The 21,137-nt window shown below is 46.2% G+C and carries 16 protein-coding genes; all 16 read right to left on the minus strand.

Features of this window, described 5'->3' with window-relative positions:
* Positions 1 to 71: 71 nt before the first annotated feature.
* The 16 genes from ACXAFQ_RS09085 to ACXAFQ_RS09160 all read right to left on the minus strand — a co-directional run bounded on the left by ACXAFQ_RS09085 (position 72) and on the right by ACXAFQ_RS09160 (position 20,879).
* A complete protein-coding gene (locus ACXAFQ_RS09085; RefSeq protein WP_474820404.1) occupies positions 72 to 662 on the minus strand; it encodes an EF-hand domain-containing protein in 591 nt (196 codons plus the stop codon).
* Positions 663 to 979: 317 nt separating this feature from the next.
* Complete coding sequence (locus tag ACXAFQ_RS09090; RefSeq protein WP_474820407.1) at positions 980 to 1,198, minus strand: hypothetical protein; 219 nt, start codon at positions 1,196 to 1,198, stop codon at positions 980 to 982.
* Positions 1,199 to 1,359: 161 nt separating this feature from the next.
* Positions 1,360 to 3,732, minus strand: a complete 2,373-nt coding sequence (locus tag ACXAFQ_RS09095; protein ID WP_474820410.1) for a DNA polymerase II — start codon at positions 3,730 to 3,732, stop codon at positions 1,360 to 1,362.
* 5 nt (positions 3,733 to 3,737) lie between these two features.
* Positions 3,738 to 5,630: a tetratricopeptide repeat-containing diguanylate cyclase gene (locus ACXAFQ_RS09100; RefSeq protein WP_474820413.1), complete on the minus strand. Its 1,893-nt coding sequence runs from the start codon at positions 5,628 to 5,630 to the stop codon at positions 3,738 to 3,740.
* An 86-nt stretch (positions 5,631 to 5,716) separates the two neighbouring features.
* The gene (locus tag ACXAFQ_RS09105; protein ID WP_474820417.1) at positions 5,717 to 6,991 is read right to left on the minus strand and encodes an ATP-binding protein; all 1,275 of its coding nucleotides are present in this window, start codon (positions 6,989 to 6,991) and stop codon (positions 5,717 to 5,719) included.
* Positions 6,991 to 7,575 carry a chemotaxis protein CheC gene (locus tag ACXAFQ_RS09110; protein WP_474820421.1) on the minus strand — a complete coding sequence of 195 codons (585 nt, stop codon included), beginning with the start codon at positions 7,573 to 7,575 and terminating at the stop codon, positions 6,991 to 6,993. The genes ACXAFQ_RS09105 and ACXAFQ_RS09110 overlap by 1 nt, the downstream gene beginning before the upstream one ends.
* The gene (locus ACXAFQ_RS09115; protein ID WP_070126318.1) at positions 7,572 to 7,937 is read right to left on the minus strand and encodes a response regulator; all 366 of its coding nucleotides are present in this window, start codon (positions 7,935 to 7,937) and stop codon (positions 7,572 to 7,574) included. The genes ACXAFQ_RS09110 and ACXAFQ_RS09115 overlap by 4 nt, the downstream gene beginning before the upstream one ends.
* Before the next feature lie 297 nt (positions 7,938 to 8,234).
* Positions 8,235 to 9,281: a protein-glutamate methylesterase/protein-glutamine glutaminase gene (locus ACXAFQ_RS09120; RefSeq protein WP_474820428.1), complete on the minus strand. Its 1,047-nt coding sequence runs from the start codon at positions 9,279 to 9,281 to the stop codon at positions 8,235 to 8,237.
* A gap of 10 nt (positions 9,282 to 9,291) precedes the next feature.
* Positions 9,292 to 9,906 (minus strand): chemoreceptor glutamine deamidase CheD, encoded by a 615-nt coding sequence (gene cheD / locus ACXAFQ_RS09125; RefSeq protein ID WP_070126320.1) that lies wholly within the window; start codon positions 9,904 to 9,906, stop codon positions 9,292 to 9,294.
* A complete protein-coding gene (locus ACXAFQ_RS09130; protein ID WP_070126321.1) occupies positions 9,899 to 10,735 on the minus strand; it encodes a CheR family methyltransferase in 837 nt (278 codons plus the stop codon). Before ACXAFQ_RS09130 ends, cheD begins: the two co-directional genes overlap by 8 nt.
* A gap of 15 nt (positions 10,736 to 10,750) precedes the next feature.
* Positions 10,751 to 13,672 (minus strand): PAS domain-containing protein, encoded by a 2,922-nt coding sequence (locus ACXAFQ_RS09135; RefSeq protein ID WP_474820433.1) that lies wholly within the window; start codon positions 13,670 to 13,672, stop codon positions 10,751 to 10,753.
* Between the two features lie 4 nt (positions 13,673 to 13,676).
* Complete coding sequence (locus ACXAFQ_RS09140; RefSeq protein ID WP_070126323.1) at positions 13,677 to 14,174, minus strand: chemotaxis protein CheW; 498 nt, start codon at positions 14,172 to 14,174, stop codon at positions 13,677 to 13,679.
* Entirely contained in the window at positions 14,171 to 16,108 is a 1,938-nt protein-coding gene (locus ACXAFQ_RS09145; RefSeq protein ID WP_474820438.1) for a chemotaxis protein CheA, read from the minus strand. Before ACXAFQ_RS09145 ends, ACXAFQ_RS09140 begins: the two co-directional genes overlap by 4 nt.
* Before the next feature lie 20 nt (positions 16,109 to 16,128).
* Positions 16,129 to 16,494, minus strand: a complete 366-nt coding sequence (locus ACXAFQ_RS09150; RefSeq protein WP_474820441.1) for a response regulator — start codon at positions 16,492 to 16,494, stop codon at positions 16,129 to 16,131.
* 78 nt (positions 16,495 to 16,572) lie between these two features.
* Entirely contained in the window at positions 16,573 to 17,742 is a 1,170-nt protein-coding gene (locus ACXAFQ_RS09155) for a methyl-accepting chemotaxis protein (protein WP_474820448.1), read from the minus strand.
* 572 nt (positions 17,743 to 18,314) lie between these two features.
* The gene (locus ACXAFQ_RS09160; RefSeq protein WP_474820450.1) at positions 18,315 to 20,879 is read right to left on the minus strand and encodes a TonB-dependent receptor plug domain-containing protein; all 2,565 of its coding nucleotides are present in this window, start codon (positions 20,877 to 20,879) and stop codon (positions 18,315 to 18,317) included.
* Between the last annotated feature and the right edge of the window lie 258 nt (positions 20,880 to 21,137).

Genomic DNA, 21,137 nt, shown 5'->3' on the forward strand with positions numbered 1-21,137 from the left:
AAATTCGAAAAAAAGCCCGCCCATTCGAGCGGGCTTTTTTTGTTTCTGTATGTTGTTTGGTCGACAAAAAGTTACTCTTCAGTCAACTCTTCGATGTAATCTGAATATTCCTGCTGCGTTATCTTCTCATTGTCATCAGAGTCCATATCAGAGAAGTCCAAATCCATTTTACTTTGCATTGCTTCTGCTTTTGTCAGCATACCATCCTGATTTGCATCCAACAGTTCAAACTCAGCAGAAGCGACTATTTCTGATTTAGTCCCTGGTTGTTTCATTACCATTTTCTTAGGCGGAACGGCAGTAGCATCTATATTACGCGTATCAACCAAGTCTTCAGTATAGGTCGTGGTTTCCATTGGCTCGTTGAGACCATCCATCTTGCGGTCTGCTTCCATCTTATCGAATACTTTATTGGTAAACATATCCGGGTTACTAATTAAGAAAGAATCAAATTCAGCCTGGGTAATCGATTTGTCACTGTTTTTATCGATAGCCATCATTTTATCAGCCAGTTGCGTCGTCTTGATTTCAGCGGACATCAGCTTACCATCATTATTTGTGTCCAGCTGACTGAACGTCTTAGCTATCTTGGATGGTGCGTCACTGGCAAGAGAAGCAGTAGAAATCGAGGCAATAGCAGCAGTAATCAGTAGTTTCTTCATGATCAAACTCCAGTAATTATAAATTATTTGTTCATATTTACTGGATACAGTTTTTATGCCGATAGCTAACTTACTACCTTTAATAGGATTTTTTGATTTCTTACTAATGTGTGGGGTAAGCGCTAGGAAAAGTATCCTCAGAAAATGTAGATGCTACACAGCGCATACAAGGTTTAACCAGCTCTGCTTAAATAAAGAAAAAATCAGAGATGTTAGAGCGAAACAACCGCTCTGTGACATCAAATATTTAAGAGTTGAGTGTGCGTTGAAACATCTTCAGTTCTTAATATTAAATATAGAAAAATGATTTAGAGTGATTATTGATTCAGTTTGTGACCTTGTAAACTTTTGTGCTGGTAGTACACCCACTCTAAAGAAATAAATGCGAGTAAAATGGTCAAAGGAATTTGTGTGGTGCTGATAAAACCCATACCCTTGAAAAGGATGCTGGCAAAGAATGCGAATGCCAGAAGGGTAAAGTGTTTGACGATAAAACTCAGTTCACTTGTCTTCGCTAATGCGTTTTTGTTATGCACATATCCTCCTGAACAAATCTAATACTAAATAGTTACATACATACGCTAGTGTTTGTAAGAGACGTTATAGCTTAAAGTTGGTGTGGTTAAAATTGTTCTGCGGTTGAAGTGCTGAAAGTGTCGGCTAAATACGGTCTGTTGCGTTGCGCATACAGGGAGGATCAGAAAAGACCGAGTTGCTGGTTATCGATATCTTCGAAGCGCAGTCCTACGGCGGGAAGTATGCTGTCGGCTATTGGGCGGATTTGCTTTTCCACATAGTGCTCATAGTCCAACGGCTGGTTCACTGACTCCACGGTTTGTGGGCCACCTAATGTCATCATATAGCGAACGGTTGTTCGATGTTGATAACGTAGTTTCTTTCCTGTTGCTAAGTTAATTTCATCGGCCTGCCTGGCTGCTTTTACATGCGGCGGCTGACTTCGTGTGTAGCTCGATAGGGGCTTTCTGAGGCGTCTTGCATAAACCAGTTGCTCATCTTTTTGTCCTGCTCTAATTGCAGCAAGTAGATCCCTAATGTAGGTTTTCACAGGCTCATCAGCGAATATGCGGGTGTAGAGATCTTCCTGAAATTTTCGGGCTAATGCCGTCCAGTCTGAACGGACATTTTCTAACCCTTTGAATACAACCGTCTCCTCGCCATCTCTATCAATGAGCCCTGCATAGCGTTTCTTACTGCCTTCTACTGAACCACGGATAGTGGGCATAAAGAAGCGTCTAAAGTGCGTCTCAAATTCAATTTCCAGATGACAGGGTAGATTAAACTCCGCCTCTAAACGTTGCTGCCATTTTGTGTTGATAAGAGTCTGTAGTTGTAAGCCTATTTTTCGAGCTGCGTCGCTGTTGTGGTTATCGCCTATAAATACGAAGGTTGAATCGGTATCACCGTAAATTACCTCGTAGCCTTCGTCTTCAATCCATTTTGCTGTGGTTTGCATGATCTCATGCCCACGTAATGTTATAGAGCTGGCTAAACGCGGATCGTAAAAAGGACATCCGCCACTCCCCAGAACACCATAAAAGGAATTCATCAAAATTTTTATTGCCTGGGAACGGGCTGCATCTTTTTGGCGTTTAGCTTCATCACGCTGTCGCCATAGATTAGCAATAATGTCTGGCAAGAAGTTCTTCTGTCTGGAGAAACGCGCGCCGCGAAAGCCCTCTATGGCATTTTCCGGGTGTAACAAGCCTTCGGCGAGCCCTAACGGGTCGATAAGAAAAGTGCGAATTATTGAGGGGTACAGGCTTTTAAAGTCGAGTACCAGTACATTGTCATACAGTCCCGGCTTCGATGACATCACGTATCCACCCGGGCTGGCCAATCCGCCGTTTTCTGGCCGTACCCCGCACACGTAACCAGCGCGGTGCAACTTTGGCAAATACACATTAATGAACGCGGCAACTGAGCCACCTGGTCGGCTCATATCGAGACCAGTCAGCGTGCTGCGTAGCATTAGGAAGTCGATAAACCCGGTTTGTTGCGCAATGCGATTAACCAGTACGCAATCCTGATAATTGTATGCCACCAATTGCTCTGGCTCATCACGATAGAGATACTTAATTTCTTCTAGTCTATCGTCACTCTCTATGAGCTTACCTTCTCCAAGCAGTGCATGAGCTACGTGATCAAGGGTGAAACGCTCAAATTGATAAGTCATGGTTTTAAGCGCTTCAATGCCATCAATAATACAGCGTCCGGGGATCTCTGCGATCACCTGGGCACCGTTATCCCACTCTCTGATACTCAGAGGTTCATTCCCTCGGCCTAAACGAAGTGAGACCCCCAGTCTTTTCGCCATACTGTTTAACACGGCCAAATCAAACTGTTTAACGTTCCAACCAAGAATTACATCGGGGTCGATATCTTGTATCGCATTGGAAAATACCTCCAACACTGATTTTTCATCCGTTAAGTTAATTACATCAAATCGCGGGTCAATTTTTTTGACTGTAGCGGTTTCTGCGGTGTTGAGAAAGACACAGTTAAGTTTTTCAGAGGCGATTGCAATGGAATACAAACAGTGATGCTCATCGCACTCAATATCGAAGGAGATAGCATTCAAAGTAGTGCGAAAGGGCGCGCCTTTTACTTTTGCATCTTCGATAGTACTTCCATGGCGTGTACCCTGGAAGCTGATGCTACCGTAGGCAAACCGCTCCATTAAAAAGCGATCGACAGATTTGATGTCACCTTCGTAAAGTGGAATAAACTGAGCTTCTGCTGCGCGGCGAAGTTTACTTTGGGTGAGATCGAGGTTACTGCGAATTAACGTAACGGGTTTTTGTTCCAGTGTTTTAACAGAAACTGTTTCATAGGTAACGTTAAGGTTTTGCTGTAAAGCGATTTGTTTAATATGGTCAACATGGTCGTTACTCACAAAGCAAACGTTGCTCTGTGGTTCTGACAACAACCGTAGTGGGCCCGTTTCAGTGGCAACCCACAATTCAATACGTTCTACATTACCTTGCCGTACAGTACGTCGGGTTAATACGAAACCGTATCCTGTTTCTGTTCGCGTTGTGTGTAGTGCCATGTTGTTCAGGATGAGGTTTCAGTGCTGGCCTTTTTGCCTGTCACGATTTTATCTCGGCCGGTGCGTTTCGCTTCATAAAGGGCTTCATCGGCTTCGGCAATTACCTGGGTAAGACTTCGATAGTGCTGAGCATCGACAATGCCCACTGACAGCGTTACAGATAATGAGGGGATTTCCAGGCGCGAGGGCAGTTTTCTGATTTTATCAGCAAAACGCTTGAGCATATCAATCGATGCTTCGGTATCGGTATGAGGAAATAGGAATAGAAATTCCTCGCCACCAATTCGGCCTAACACGTCGGTTTTACGGAAATGCTTCTGCGCACAATCGCCGAACTCTCTAAGTACATCGTCACCAACTTGATGGCCAAACTTATCGTTTATTTGCTTGAAAAAATCCAGGTCGATAACGGCTGCAGTAAGATGATTACCATGACGGTGGGCGAGTTGATATTGTTGCTCAGCGTCTTCCATGGTTTTTCTGCGTGTCATGAGCCCGGTAAGACTATCGAAGTTCGCTAACTGCTCTAAACGATGTTTTTGCCGCTTACTGTTAAAATAAAGCCAGGTAAGCAGAATGCAAACTACAAACAACAGAGCGATAACCGCAATGGTAAATTGTTGAATTCGGTTTTCGTTAATTAATTGGTTTTGTTGCCTGAGGTTTTGCTCTTCTAATAACGCGTTTTTTGCTCGCTGCTGTTCTAAATCAAACTGCGCCTGTAGCTCTAGAATACGACGTGAGTTTATCTCTTTTTGCAGCGTTGCCCGGTTTTGACGGTTTTGCAGTAAAACCGCATAGGCTGATTGATGATTCCCTTGCGACGCATAGGCACGGGCTCGGCTATCAGCAATGGCAATGCGTTGCGGTAGAAATGAGTCTCCTACAGCTAATGATGATGCTCTGTCGAGAAATTGTTGCGCAATTTCGGGCTGCGCTCTTTGCAGGGCGATATGTGCTTCTTCAATAAGCACCTTAATTTGCATAAAGGGGTTTGCCCCCTGAGTGAATAACACGAGTGCTTCATCAAGGTAAGACATGGCCTCATCAGACCTGCCTAAATCGATAAGCTCAGATGCGACGGCTTCGTAACTGAAAGCTGCACCTTGCAAATCACGTATGGAAAGGGCTATGCGGGCAGATTCTTCTAACAATGCAATGCCTTTTTCACTGCTGCCGGTAGCGAGTGTTGTTTTACCTAAGCCGAACAGTGTGTTGGCGAGTTCCAGCTTTACATCGTGTTCACGGTACCAAGTTTCGGCTTCTCGATAGAATTGCTCGGCCTGTTCAGGCTCTTCAATATATAAGTAAACCAGTGCAAGCATACTGGCAAAGTCAGCACGACTGAACATACCAAGTGGTTTTTCGAGACGTTGGTAACCTTCCTGGAAAAATGCCTGAGCTTCACTGTACTGCGTCAGCGTAATACTCAAATAGCCATTCACGCTAATAGCGTAATTGAGAAGACGCTGATCGTTATTCTTACGCGCCCATTGCAGTGATGCTCTAGCCTGATTTACAGCGGCTTGTGAACGTCCTAAGCCGTTCAATGCCTTGGCCTGCGCTAATCGCAAATAATGATAGAGGGATGATTCGGTATCAAGCTTTAGGCTGAGGCCAGTTTCAGCAGCTGATAGGGCCTGTTCATGCAGGGCCAGCGCACCGTTGGCCTGGCTGATTAAATAATATCGCGTCGCCAGGGCTTCGGGAGTTTGGCGTTCTGTCGCGTTGGAATCGAGGTTTTCCAGCACTTCCACAGGGTTGTTTCGGATTTGTGCCAGCATCTCCTCTGTTTCCGCACTCCAGGTCGTGCCAAGTGCAAGTGCGGAAGGCGCAAAGATTACAATGAGAATAATGCAGCTACAAAAAAACAGGGACACAAATCTGGAATACAACATCGAAACTCCAGTCGATGAATAAAGACAAGCTATCATAGCCCGATATGAATATATCAAGAAATATTTAGCACGACAGGCAATGGATTTTAAACGATTGATTCTTCTTCAGGATCAATGACAGGTAAATTTACCTCGAACACCGAGCCGACCCCCGGTTTACTGCTCACGGAAATAGTCCCCTGATGTTTTTCTATGGCAGTATAAGCAACGGATAAACCCAAGCCTTGTCCTAATCCTTCTGGCTTGGTGGTGAAGAAAGGGTCGAAAACTTTCTTAATAATATGCTCTTCAATACCGCTACCGCTGTCGATAATTTTAATTTGAACACTTTGTTCATTACCGATGACGTTTACTTTCACGATGCCTTTTTTATCGATAGATTGCGCAGCATTAATTAGCATGTTCATCAGCGCTTGTTTAAGTCCGCCTGGCTCACAAAAGATCTTAACGCATTCAGGCTGGCAGCTGAGTTTGTAGGTGGGAATTTTGTACTGCACACTGACGAGCTCAATCATTTGCGACATGGTTTCGCTCAGATCCAACAATTGCCACCCTGATGACTCCTCAATGGCAAAGCGTTTTAGGTTTTCAACGATATCCCGAACACGCTCCAGCCCTTCTCTGGACTCATCTAGTAGAGGAGTCATGTCTTCTTTCAGCAGTTCAAAATGGTTTGATTCCAGCAAGTCATTGATAAAAATCTGGCACTTTTCGTCGGTCTGCGCAGCTTTATCAGCTACGCTTTCACAAATACTGATCAGGCTCTCGGCGTAGTCTTTTAATGTATTGAGGTTAGCGGTTACGAAACCGATGGGGTTGTTAATTTCATGGGCAATACCGGCGGCAAGTTGCCCTGTAGATGCCATTTTTTCGGCCTGAATTAATTGGCTTTGGGCTGAATCTAGCTTTTTGATCAGTTTAAGTTGCTCTTCATGCTCCCGTTTCAATGCAAGAGACAGTTCTTGTTGAGCGATGAAATAGCTAGCTTGCGCGGTAACATCCTGAAGAAAAATACAGGCGAGTTTTCCATGTTCGGGGGACGTTATCGGCACAATTTCCATGTTCTGATACATTTGCGTTTCTTCACCGGTGATGGGACGGCTGCTTTTAAACGGAAATATATGCGGGCGTTGCTCCCAATAGCTGAAGCTGGGGTGCTGAAGTACAAATACCGACTTTATCCTACGGCGCAGAAATTTAGCCTGTTCGGGAAAAAGTTCGGCGATCGGTTTGTCTGTATAATCGGACCGATGATCGCTTTCCATGCGATCAATAAAGAAATCATTGAGGAACACGATGTTGTAGTTCTCGTCAACGATACAAATACCAACGGGAAGTTTACCTACAAGCTGTTGAAACATTAACCGAGTAATTCATCTATCGTATCAGTGAGTTTTATCAACGACGTCCGATCGAGGCAGAACACCACGCGCATCGAAAAGGACGACAGCTCAATATCAAACTGTACCTCCATCACCAGACTATGTTGCCAGTTTAGCTCCACAAAAGAAGCCTTGTTCGGCGAAAACAGTGTAGGCATATTTAAGTTTGTCGCCAGTTCCAGCTGGTTGGAAAGACCTGCAAGACAAGCACCTGCAAGAATATTCGACAGTTCTAAAATGGTTTCTTCAACATCACTCTTGCTGAGAGGAGCCTCATATTCCAGTAAGCTGGCAACCTCGGTAAGGCCGCTTTCTGAAACTACCGCCATCACTTCACCCTGAATGTCACCAAGAAAGGATTGACGGGTGTAGTAGGCATTTTCGCTACGGTTGATGAGCGAGAATAATTCAGACGGTGTCACCGCAGAAATTTTCGGGATTGAGATACCGATTTTGGTTTCTATTAAGTGGGCGAGAGAGTTTGCGGCCTGGCCCATAGAAATGTTCATCAATTCCTGCAGGGCATCGCGCTGATCTTCATTGAGAGAAATTGTGTTGCTCATAGGTACCCCAGCTCAAACAACGTCATCGCCAATTCTTCATTATCAAGCGGCTTTCTGATAAATTTCTTCGCGCCTAGCTCCATGACTATGCGCTGCTTTTCTGGTTGAAAATCGGCGCTAATAACAATGACGTCCGGGCGGTCAGATTTTCCCGACAGGTATTCAAGCACGCCGACGCCGTCCACCTCAGGCATGGTTAAATCAAGTAACAAAAGTTTGAAAGACGTATTTTCCAGAAGCTCAATTGCTTCTCTGCCATTGGCAGCCTCTGTGACCGAAAACTCCAGTTCAGGTGGAAGCGCTTTGATCACACTTCGTCTTGAAAGACGAGAATCGTCGGCTACGAGTAGCGGAACTGCCATGTTTACCTCCGGACAATTTCGAACCTATCTTGAGTATTTGCGATATTTTCAATCCTGCAAGTTCAGGAGCTAAGAAAATTTCACAACCTGTGTTTCGTTTAAATCATTAAATTCAGTATAGGTCTTTAGTGACATTTGCGCCTTATTCTTTAGGCGTATACTCAGTGTTCTACTTTGCGTTAAAAAATACGCTAATCGTTAATATACAGATAGATTTCAATGTCTGCGCATAGCCGACCATAATGGGATATGGGCGACTATACGTTTCTAAATTGCTTGTCTGAATATCTCTGTGCATTACAAGCGACTGCCGGCCTGCATTTTTTCTAGTTGGTTTATGAACGCTTGCGCAATAGCTTCTAGTGGCAGCACTTTTTCTGCTGCGCCGAGGCCCACTGCGACTTTTGGCATGCCATACACCACACAAGTTTCTTCATTCTGACAAATGGTAAACGCGCCTTTTTGTTTCAAGGCCAGTAAGCCATCTGCACCATCTTTCCCCATGCCGGTTAATAAACTTGCTACCACGTTGCTGCCAGCCGCTTCCACCAGTGACGTAAACATCACATCGACCGACGGTTTATGCCCGCTCACCCGGGGGCCATCGCTAAGCCGGATTCGATAATCGGCACCACTTCTTATTATTTCCATGTGTTTATCTCCAGGGGCTAAATAACCATGTCCTGGAAGCAAGCGCTCATCACCTTTCGCTTCAACCACTTTAAGCTGACTGCACGCATCTAGCCGCTTAGCGTAGGTTTTAGTAAAACCTGGCGGCATATGCTGCGTTATAACCACCGCGGGGCTGTTAGCCGGTAGGGCACTTACAACCGCTTTGATTGCTTCGGTTCCGCCGGTAGAAGCACCAATAGCAATAATCTTTTCGGTACTGGAATAGCTCAGTTTCGTTGTACATTTGGCCGCTTGAGTTGGTTTCTGCTGGCGCACTTTTGAACGCGCCGCCATGCGGATTTTCGAAAGGATTAATTCACGGTAATCTTCAATACCCTGAACAACACCTAACTTGGGTTTGGGGATAAAGTCTACTGCGCCTAATTCCAGTGAGCGAATGGTGGCATCTGCCCCCGCTTCTGTCAGCGTGGAGATCATGACGACGGGAGTAGGGCGGGCCTTCATCAAAACGTCGAGGAACCGTAGCCCATCCACTTTGGGCATTTCAATATCGAGGGTAATGACATCTGGCGAGAAATCCTTGACCATTTTCTTGGCCACATAAGCATCGGGGGCGGCGCCAACGAGTTGCATGTCATTTTCGTTTTTGATTATTTCTCCCAGCAAATTGCGGATCAATGCTGAGTCATCTACTACTAATACTTTTATCATCTTGGCTCACCTAATCGAAAGCTTCAAAGTCAGTGTGGTCAGTCCCCTGTTTCAATTTGATACGGTAAGCACTTTCGCGGTCCATAATCGTCGAGTTATTGAATTTCCTTATCCGCTTTACCAATACCTGTCCTGAATCGGGAAAGAAATAAATTTTGCGGGCGTAATTGTCGAGCAGATCACTGGCAACGATGGGGATATTTTCCCGACGCAAGAACCCTGTAACAAACTCGGAATTCATTTTGCCTACGTTAGTGACTGAGATACCCGCTACAACATTGCCTCCTCCAAATACTTTTGCTTGGAGATGTCGTTTGTCGGCACCTTGTTTCATCATCTGGTTGATGAGCAGTTCCATGGCGTACACACCGTATCGGGAGCCTGCCGAGAACTCGCCTTCACTGCCTTTATCACTGGGTAGCAGGAAGTGATTCATCCCCGCAATGCCATTATGTAAGTCCATTAAACATGCCGAAACGCAGGAACCTAGTACGGTCACCATCAGGGTATCATTCGACGTTGAGAAGTACTCACCGGGCAAAATTTTTACGGCCTGACGCACGAATCGGGGGTCGTAATACATATTGGCCGTGTGTGCTTCACCATCCTGATAGGTTTCAGCCATACTTTTTGCCTTTCCTTGCCGGCTTGTAAATCGTTTTTCCGACAGGGATAACCAGGTCTGTCGCCTTATTAAAGTTCTCCGAATGCCCCGCGAAGTAAAGGCCGTCGTCGGGTTGCAGCGCGATCATGCGTTTCAGGATGTTATGCTGTGTCGGTTTATCGAAATAAATCATTACGTTCCTGCAAAAAATCACATCAATCGGCGCCCGAATAGGCCAGGTAACATCCATCAGGTTCAATCGACGGAACGTAACCATTCTTCGAAGCTCAGGGACAACCCTCACTTTCCCTTTGTTTTGCCCCTTCCCCCGATGCAAAAATTTTCTACACTGCACCGCCGACAATTTGCTTATTGCATCGGCGTTGTACACACCCGCTTGTGCTTTCGCCAACACATTACTGTCTATATCTGACGCGATGATCGATATCGGTGTATCAAAACTTTCAAACACCTCTGCCACCGTCATCGCGATAGAATAGGGTTCTTCGCCGGTACTACTGGCAGCGCACCAAATGGTCCGTTCACCAGGATGCGAGCGCAGGTATTCTGCTAGTGCCTCGAAGTGATGCGACTCACGGAAAAACGAAGTGAGATTGGTTGTAAGGGCATTAATAAAATTCTCATCTTCTTCCGGTGTGCGCTTCAGGTAAGTCAGGTAGTCATCGAAACTATTCAGAGACAGGGCCCGCAACCTGCGGGCGAGTCTGCTGTATACCAGTGAGTCTTTCGTGTCGGTAAGGTTAATCCCTGCCTTTTGATAGAGAGTGCGCCTTACCCGTTCGAAGTCCTCTTTGCTGAACGCAAATTCTTTCTGGGCGTCTTCTTTCATACCGCCCGTTCTCCTTTAGAAACTTTCCCATTCCTCAGAATCATCCGGTGCCGGCGCAGTAACTTCTTTGATCTTTGCTGCAGGGGATTTGCTTGTGCTGACTGTTGAGCTAGAGCGTCGTGAAGACTGTGATGGCAATGCCGCAATGGTGTCATCTTCCATCACCATATCGGCTGCACTTAGTTTGAAGGTTGCCACACGGTCTGACAGCGAAGATGCTTGCTGGCGCATGCTTTCAGCAGCAGCGGCGGCCTGTTCAACCAAGGCTGCATTCTGCTGCGTCATTTCATCCATTTGGGTGACTGCTTTGCTGATCTCCTGGATACCATTGGATTGTTCAGAAGAAGCCGCAGCAATTTCTGACATAATATCGTTGACCCGTTTTATCGACGTTACTACTTCACCCATGGTGTCGCCGCTTTGTTTAACCAGCAAATTACCGCTACCAATTTTATCTACAGAATCGGAAATCAACTCTTTGATGTCTTTGGCAGCTTCAGCAGAGCGTTGCGCCAGTGTTCTTACTTCCGATGCGACAACCGCAAAGCCGCGACCTTGTTCACCGGCTCGTGCAGCTTCTACCGCAGCGTTTAACGCAAGAATATTGGTTTGGAAGGCAATGCCGTCAATGACACCGATGATGTCAGATATTTTTTGTGCAGAGTCGTTAATGCTGGCCATGGTTTCCACAACACGCTGAATCATGTTGCCACCATTCACCGCAATGGTTGATGCCTGTGAAGCAAGGCTGTTGGCTTGCTCCGCGTTTTCCGCATTCAGGCGCACAGTGCCGGTGAGTTCTTCCATAGAAGAGGCGGTTTCCTCCAGACTGGAAGCCTGTTGCTCGGTGCGACTGGAAAGGTCGGCGTTACCGCTGGCGATTTCGCCCGAGGCGCCACGTATCATTTCTACGGCGTGATTGATTCGCGAAATAGTCACGCGCATATCTTTGATGAATTGGTTTATAGACTCGCCAAGTACCTTAAATTCACCTTCAAATTCGTGTTCGATTTCGCATGTGAGGTCGCCTTTCGCCAGTTGCGTCATCACTTGTTTGATGTCGTAAACAGCAGTGGTACGTGCGGTAATATCCGACGCGTATTTCACCACGCGGAACGGTTTACCATTCTGGTTTAAAATGGGGTTATAGGAAGCTTGTATCCAGATTTCATTGCCACTCTTGCCGATGCGACGGAATTCGCCGGCTTGATAAACACCGTGTTTCAGTTGATCCCAGAAAGAACGATAATCGTTGCTGTTGCGGATCTCCTGATCAACAAACATGCTGTGGTGCTTACCTTTAATTTCCGGCAGCGTATAGCCCACAGTGTTGAGGAAGTTTTCGTTAGCATCCAGAATCATGCCGTCCATATCAAACTCGATAACAGCCTGAGACTTACCAATGGCTTCAATCTGGCCTTCAAAATACGCGGTTCTCAGTTTCTCTTCAGTAATGTTTGATGCGTATTTCACAATTTTGAAAACGTTGCCGTCCATATCCAAAATAGGATTGTAAGACGCCTGAATCCACACTTCCTCACCGGCTTTGTTTATTCGCTTAAACTCACCAGAAAAGAACTTGCCGCGTTTGAGTGACGCCCAAAACTCACTGTACTCTTCTGAACCGCGGGTTTCTTTGTCAACAAACATACGGTGATGTTTATCTTTGATTTCATCGAGTGTGTACCCAACGGTATTCAGGAAGTTATCGTTCGCCCACTGAATAATGCCGTCGACATTGAATTCAATAACAGCCTGCGACTTACCAATTGCCTGAATTTGACCTTCAAAATACGCATTTTTCAGCTTCTGTTCGGTGATGACGTTGGCGTAACTGACTACTTTGAAAACCTTGCCGTTCATATCCAAAATAGGGTTATACGAGGCTTGGAGCCAAATCTCGTTTCCACCTTTGGCGACATGTTTGTATTCACCCGATTTAAAACTGCCCGCACGAAGCTCGTTCCAGAAATTACCGTAAGACTGGCTAATTTTCTCGGACGGTTCGAGGAACATGCTGTGATTCTGGCCTTTCACTTCGTCGAGATTGTATGCAAGCGCAACCAGGAAGTTATCATTCGCCCAGAGAATGTTGCCGGTAGTGTCATATTCAACAACTGCCTGAGACTTACTAATGGCTTCTATCTGACCGGAGTAATCGGCATTTTTCAGTTTTTCTTTGGTGATTTCAGTGGCAAATTCAACCACTTTGCTCACTTTGCCCGCCGTATCGAAAATGGGGTTGTAGGAAGCTTGGATCCAGAATTCTTTACTGTCCTTACCGAAACGCTGATATTCACCAGAGTCGAGTTCACCGCGGCGAAGTTTGTCCCAGAAGTCTCTGTAGTCGTTATTTTGCACGGATTCGGGTTTCACAAACGCGCTTTGATGTTTGCCAATAGCTTCTTGCCGGGTAAAACCTGTGAGTTTGAGGAAGTTCTCGTTCACATCTATCAGTTCACCTTCTGGCGTGTATTCGGCTAAAGCCTGGGCGCGATGCAATGCGTCAAGCATACCGCTTTTAAGCAGCAGTTCGGTTTGATCTACCCATTCCACCATGGTGCCGATGGACTCACCTTCTTCGTCTTTCATCGGGGTAAGCGTAAGCTTAAAATTGACTTTGCCCACCAGAATGCTCGACGTCATTGGTTTTTTTAATTCGGCCAGAATATTCTTCTGGTGCATCGGATTTTTGTGGAACTGATCAATGCTCTCGCCAATAAGATTATCTGCTGAGAAATGGGGCAGAGCTTTTTGTAACTCTGCTTCATTATCTTTAAGCAGTTTTTTTACCGCATTGTTGGCATAAATAATGGTGCGGTCGGCATCAGCCATCATGATGCAGCAAGTCGATGCATCTACAGCCTGGGATTTACGTAGCAACTGAATCCGGTGTTCCCGTGATGCTTCAGTGTTAATCCAATCAAACATACCCATGGAGTCAGACCTCTTCTTTCGCAAGCGTCTTATCTACCAAACCAAGTTCTCCACTTGAAATAAGCTGCTCAATATTTACTAAAATGATCATGCGATCATCAACGGTAGCCAGCCCTTTTAAGAACCGACTGTCAAAAATAACGCCAAAATCAGGGGGCGGCCGAACTTCGTCTTCGGTAAGTCGCACGACGTCAGATACACCGTCTACCACAATACCAATCACACGATTGTGAACATGTAACATGATGACAATCGTGAACTCGTTGTAGGTGGGGTTCGGAATATTAAATTTGATGCGTAAATCGATAATAGGAACAATATCACCACGAAGATTCAGTACTCCCTTAATAAACGCCGGGGCGTTGGCGATGGGAGTGACCTTTTCATAGCCACGGATCTCTTTTACCGATGTGATGTCGAGGGCGTAATGCTCGTCGCTGAGAATAAAGCTCAGATATTCCTGAACATCTTTTGCCTGCATGTGGTCACGGCCGTTACTCATGATGCTTTCTCCTCCTCATAAACCGGACGACAAAGATCGGCAATGGCGTCAGCATCAAGGATCATGGCAACACGACCATCGCCCATAATGGTTGCCCCTGAAATGCCGGGAACCTTGCGATAATGCTGCTCAAGACTCTTAATTACCACTTGCTGTTGGCCGAGCAAGGCGTCAACTTGAATGGCAAAACGTCGCTTACTGCTTTCGAGTAGCACCACTATGCCTTCTGTTGGGTTATCGATAGCGTTGTCTACGTGCATCATTTCGTGAATGGCAATGAGTGGCCAGTATTGTTCTCGAATCCAGAGCAGGTTTTCGTTGCCAATTAACTTGAGCTGTTCAGGCAGTGGCTGCAATGATTCGATGATATTCACCAGCGGGATCACGAAGGTTTGATTACCCACCGCGGCACAAATACCATCGACGATGGCCAGTGTGAGAGGTAAGTGGATATGGAAAGCTGAGCCATAACCTTTGGTGGATTCAATTTCGATACGACCACCAATGGCTTCAATATTTCGTCTTACCACGTCCATGCCAACACCGCGTCCTGATACATCTGTCACTTCAGCGGCAGTGGAGAAGCCAGGTTGGAAAATCAGTAGCCATACTTCGCTGTCAGGCATGTCTGGAGAAACGGGAAGGCCGTTTTCAGTCGCTTTCGCCAAAATCCGTTCGCGGCTTAAACCTGCGCCGTCATCAATAATACTGATAACAATCGAGCTGCCGCGTTGTGCCGCTCGCAGAATAACCGTACCTTTCTCAAGCTTACCGGAGGCTTTTCTTACGTCAGGTTTTTCTACACCATGGTCAATACTGTTTCTCACCAAGTGAGTGAGCGGGTCGACCAGTTTTTCAATCATGCTCTTATCAATTTCAGTGTTGCCACCTTCAATAATAAGGTCGACTTGTTTACCCAGTTTGCTAGATAAATCTCTCACAACCCGTGGGAAACGGTTAAAGGTCATATTCACTGGCAGCATACGCATCGACATCGCCGATTCCTGAATTTCTCGGGTATTGCGCTGCAATTCTACGATGGCGGTCTGTAATTTCTGGCCAACCGCGCCGCTTACTTCATCACCAATCATTGAAAGCATTGATTGAGTAATGACGAGCTCACCTACGAGGTTAACCATGGCATCAATTTTTAAGGTATCGACACGAATAGAAGACGCTTCTGCTTGTTTAGCTACAGGTTTTTTGGCTTTAGGGGCCTTAGCTTTTGCCTTTTCGGCAGCTTTCGCAGCGTCTTCCTGTGCTGCTTTAGCATCTTCGTTAACCGCTTCTAGTGGTTTAAAGAAGCCATATCCTGCTTTTTCTTCCGCCGTTGCAGGTGGCGCGGGTTCGTCATCGAAAAAGCCAAATCCGTCAATGTCGTCGTCTTTTGATGCAGCTTCAGCAGCAGGAGCAGGTTGATCCTCACTGGCTGCTTCAGGTTCATCATCAAAAAAGCCGAAGCCGTCAATATCGTCATCTGCTGAGGCGCTTTCTGTCTGCGTCTCGTCTTGTGCTTCGTCTTCACTGGGAGCAGCTTGACCATCAGCTTCGGCAAGGGCTTTTTCTAATGCCGCCACACCACTCTCAATTTCTGATGTGGGCAGTTCGCTTTCTGTTTTGTAAGCGTCGAGGATTGTTTTTAGCAGGTCGACGGTTTCAAGGAACAAATCGACGGTAGGCACACTGAGAGAAATTGTTTGCTTACGGGCTTTGTCTAGGAGGTTTTCCATGACATGGGTAAGGCCCGTCAGTGCGTCAAAGCCGAAAATTCCGCTACCGCCTTTAATCGAGTGGGCTGCTCTGAAGATGCTATTGAGTTGTTCAAGATCAGGATCTTCAACATCCAGCTCCATGAGAAGCTGCTCCATGTCATCCAGGTGCTCCTGACTTTCATCAAAGAAGACCGCGTGGAATTGTTCTATATCGATAGACATATTGACGTTTCCTGTACCAACTAACCGAGGACTTTACCTACCACAGCCAGTAACTTCGCCGGGTCAAAAGGCTTAACCATCCATCCTGTTGCTCCAGCGGCTTTCCCTTTCGCTTTCATGTCGTCGCCCGCTTCGGTGGTCAGAACAATAATTGGGGTACGCCCGTATGCTGACATGCCACGCAGGTTTTTGATCAGAGTAAGGCCGTCCATGCGGGGCATATTCTGATCCGTCAATACAAAATCGAAGCGTTTGCTCTTGCACTGGTCCAGTGCATCCTGCCCGTCTACAGCAGTGGTGACTGCATAGCTGGCTGTTTTAAGTGTTAATTCGACCATCTGACGAATTGATGGTGAGTCATCAACAATGAGAATGTTCTTACTCATAATACTCCCGGCGTTCCTAACGTTTCGCACCTTCTCGTGCGCGGACAAATATTTCGACTTGGTAAAGTCGCACTGGCGTTAAAACAACTCGATATCACCTGCATCTACGCTACTTGCTGACACTGGGTTGTGGTCAAGGTTGGCGCGGTTCTTCATGCTGCTTTGGAAGTCGTCCAGATTTTTATTAACCTGACCTGTATTCCGCTGCCCAAGCAATGGCAGTTGTTCGTTTACTATAGAAAGCATTTCTTCAGAGTAGGTCAGATTCTGACCGTTTATGTCGCCAAACTGCATGCCGCGAATTGCTGATCCAATAGCAGCATCAAGTTGCCCCGAAATACCTTCTAACGTGGTGGTGGTTTCGGCATCGCTCTCGGCTTTAACGATAATGGCGTCGAGCTCGCCCTGAATGTCGCGTTTGGCAGTAATGATGTAACTGGTGTCCTGCGCGGCGAGGGTTCTCACATCCTGGGTGAGTTCATCGATTTGCACACCAATGTTTTCCATCTGCTTCTTGATGACGCCACTGAACTGCGTTGAACGATTAGATAGCGCGCGTACTTCATCTGCTACCACCGCAAATCCGCGTCCGGCCTCGCCAGCACGTGCCGCTTCAATGGCTGCGTTCAATGCCAGTAAGTTGGTTTGAGCCGAAATATCGTCGATATCACCCAGGGCTTTTAATACCGTAGGCATGGTGTCGTAGATGCGGTTTACTTTTTCTAAAATAGTCGTGGTGCCTTCAGAAATTTGCTCAGTGGAGGCAAGAAATTTGTCAAGGGATTTTTCTGTTTCATCAGCAAAGGTGCGCATACGGTTTGAGTACATTTCGCCACTGTCAGAGTCGGCTTGGATAAGGCGGGTAATACAGCCGTTTTGTTCACCTACCAGGCGCTGTAAGTTTAAAAATGCTTCGGTGAGTGTGGTAACGGCATCGTTCTGGGTATTTAAAATGTCACCCAGGTTTTTTTCGCACTCGGTGAGTATGCCCGACATGCGATCTGCCGCACTCGACAGATCTGAATCATCAGCGGAGGAGGAAAATACAGGTTCCGCGACGCTAGCTTCAAAAGTTTCTGATGCAGTAGCGGGGTCGGATGCCGGTAATCTTGAAGATAAAAACACCCCCGCTGCGGCAATGACAACGGCCAGATAAGTCAGACCAACAGAAACCAGAACGAGTCCCACAACGAGACTGACTATGGCTCCAATAATTGTTATGCGTGGTGTATTTGTAAGTTCGCCCATATTTAGTCTGCTACTCATCTAAATGCTTTTTTGAAGGTTCTACTGCTGCACGTTACTGGCACAATTCAGGTTATTTGAATTCATGTGCACAGATATTCCGTCAATTGCCGACATTTCGAAGTTGTCTGATTTGTCGTCAGTAGTGCGTTAATTTAGTTATAGACAAGAATTTCAGTATTGAAAGAAATGAAGAAAAAAATTTCTTATTCGTCAGGGGCGTTTAGAGTGTTGTGGCTTAAACGTTCTTGGTCGAATGTAGATTTTCTGGTGGGTGTTGAAAGTTATTGCAGGGCGGAGGGTATGTTGAGAGTGGGCACTAACAATTGTTTTTGCTGATTGATTTAGGTTTTTGATATTAGGTATGGCAATTACATACATTTAGAACGTATGTATACGTGGTTTTTTTGAGTTGAGCATAGTGTAAAGACATCATACTGACCCCAAATTTTCTACATGGCACTGCATGTTTTGCGCGTTTTTGGTTTTGTAATGGCGTTTAAATTTATTCTTTTGAGCAAAAAATAAGGCCGACAAACGTCGGCCTTGCTGTCAATTCACATCGATATTAGCGATTAGAATGTGTAATTTAACTTGGTGTAGTAGTAGCCACCTTGCCAATCGACAATAGAGCTAGCGCGGTAGATCGAACCACAGCACTCGTCACCCGTGGTGTCTGGGTCTGGATATTCATCAAAGATATTCCGTGCACCGGCACTTAACGACAAGCTCTCGCTAATATGGTACGTCGCTTCCAGATCGAACTGTACTTCTGCACCGTAAGTCTGGATAAATGTGCCGCCATCAGCCATGTTTTCGTATTCACCGTAGTAGTTCATACGCGCCACAAGGAGCCAGTCTTCATAGTTATGCTTAACCGACACCACAGCGCGGGTTTCAGGCATGCTGTTTTCGAAGTCGAATCTATCAGACGCGTTAAAGAAGCCTTCTGGATCAGCATCGATAGTACTGGTGTTGTAGTTCAGTGAACCCATGATGGTGGTTGCACCAATGTCCGACTCCATGTTGTACGTTGCAACAACATCCACACCTTCGGTAGTGGTATCAAACGCGTTCTGGAAGAAGAACACACCACCAATTGAAGCGGCACCCGCTACGCCAGCATTATCTAGCGCAAGGTAGCGCTCATAATCGGAAGGATCTTCAGCATCCGGGTCGCTAGATACATCCAACGTTGAAACGGAGTTCAGGCGATCTTCCAGTTCAATGTTGTAGTAATCGACTGTTAGCGTGAAGTCACCGTATTCAGCGGTTAAACCTAGCGTAAAGTTGGTTGATTTTTCAGGCGCAAGCGGGCTTGCACCCAAGGCCTGTGCAACGTCACTACTGGCCGGGAACAGGCCCGTCGCTACTGGCAGGCCATTAGGCAGGCGTGTTGAAACGTTGGTGGTACCTTGCTGACCCGGGGTTGGGGCACGGAAACCAGTACCGTACGATGAACGTACTGCAATTTCATCAGTGATCTGATAAATCGCGGCAACTTTATAAACCAGTTCCGAACCGAAGTCAGAATAATCTTCATAGCGTAATGCTGCTTGGGCAAAAATCTCATCTGTAATGTCGCCAGAAACATCGGCGTATACAGCGTAAGAATCCCGAGTGTATTCACCTGAGAACTCTGGTGAGTATCCAGGGAAGCCGTTTGAACCCACACCAACAACAGTATAAACAGGGTCATTTTCGTCGGCACAATCAAGCCCTGCTACGGTAGCGCCCAGGTCTGTAGGAACATCGCCGTTACAGAATCCCCATGGATCGGGACCTGCATAAGGACCCGCGAAGTAAGAGTCTTCTTCACCGCCAGAGATATCATACGATTCATCCAGGTAGCTTAAACCGAAAGCGAGAATGTAGTTTTCAAGATCATAGGTGAAGTCAGCTTGTAATTGCTTTTCTTCGTTAGTCAGTGAACCCGGCTTGAAGGAAGTGGGCGACTCGTTACCCATTGACGGGTTAACTGTGTTAGATAGGGTGTAGTCGATTTCACTCGAACCAATACGACCACTTACATCGTAAGTCCAGTTACCGGTCATGCCTTTAACACCGCCAACAAATGAGTAGTCGGTCATGTCACCAAAGAAACGAGGCGTAAAGCCGCCGGGGAAGAATTCCAATGGGCTCCAAACTGTACCGTCTTCAAGACGAATATCTTCGATGGTGCCGTTGCCCGGATAACGGTAGTAGAAAGAACCATCACCTTCAGTTTTAGAATAATTACCGAACGCATATAACTCGACTTCGTCAGTAATCGTATAGCCTGAGTTAAAGAAGAACCGTTGACCACTGTTATTAGGTTGACCCCAAGGCTGCACCTCATCTGACCCATGTATGGCATTCGCGCTTGCTAATGCGTCTTCAATATATTCATCAGATTGATCGGTTACACAAAACCACTCTTCGCAATATTGCTCACCGCGGTAGGTCGCATCAGCATCAGTAATTTCAGCAGAAATACTCAAGAAACCATTGTCACCTAACGCAAAACCTTTGTTACCACTAATAACGAATTGATCACCGTCGCCTTCGTAGTATTGGCCCCACTCTGCAGACAATGAACCGCCTTCGTCATTGTTCTTCAACTGAAAGTTGATAACACCGGCTATTGCATCCGAACCGTATTGTGCTGCGGCACCGTCACGAAGTACTTCAACTGAGCCAATTGCAGCTGTTGGTATAGTCGCAAGATCTGGTCCCTGCGTACCAGAGCCACCAATTTCTACCAGCGCGGCACGATGGCGACGCTTTGAGTTTACCAGTACCAGTGTTTTATCCGTAGGCAGGCCACGCAGTGTTGCCGGACGAATAAAGGTACCACCATCGGAAATAGGCTGACGAGAAAGTGAATAAGATGGAACGAGTGTTTTCATAACATCGTTCATATCGGAGAATGCTACGCCTTCCATATCTTCAGCGGTAAGTACGTCTACAGGAACTGGAGAACTGGTTACCGAACGCGGAGCACCACGTGCACCAACAACCGCGATTTTCTCCACGTTGGCATCAGTTGCCGCATCAGGAGTTTCTGTTTCTTGCGCATAAACCGATGGCGCCATTGCCATCGCTAACGTCATACCGGTTAATCCGGCATAAATTGACGCACTTAGTCTTTTTATTTTCATGTGTGTGTTCCCAGATTTTATTGCCTGATTACTTTTCTGTTTTAGGGCGCCGTTCCGGGAGTCGGTCATCGCGCCCAACCTTGGCTCACAGCAGCACCATTTGGATGCAACCAGTTGCAGACAGCGATGTGATGCTGCTTACTGCTGTGTAAAACCAGACTAAAAAATCGCGACTACTTCTAGGAAGAAAAAAGAATATTGAGGGCTATCGTAAAAATATTGAGCTAACTAAAAATCTTATATAAAACAGCGGCTAAT

It is taken from the genome of Alteromonas sp. ABH2_165 (genome assembly GCF_056159945.1).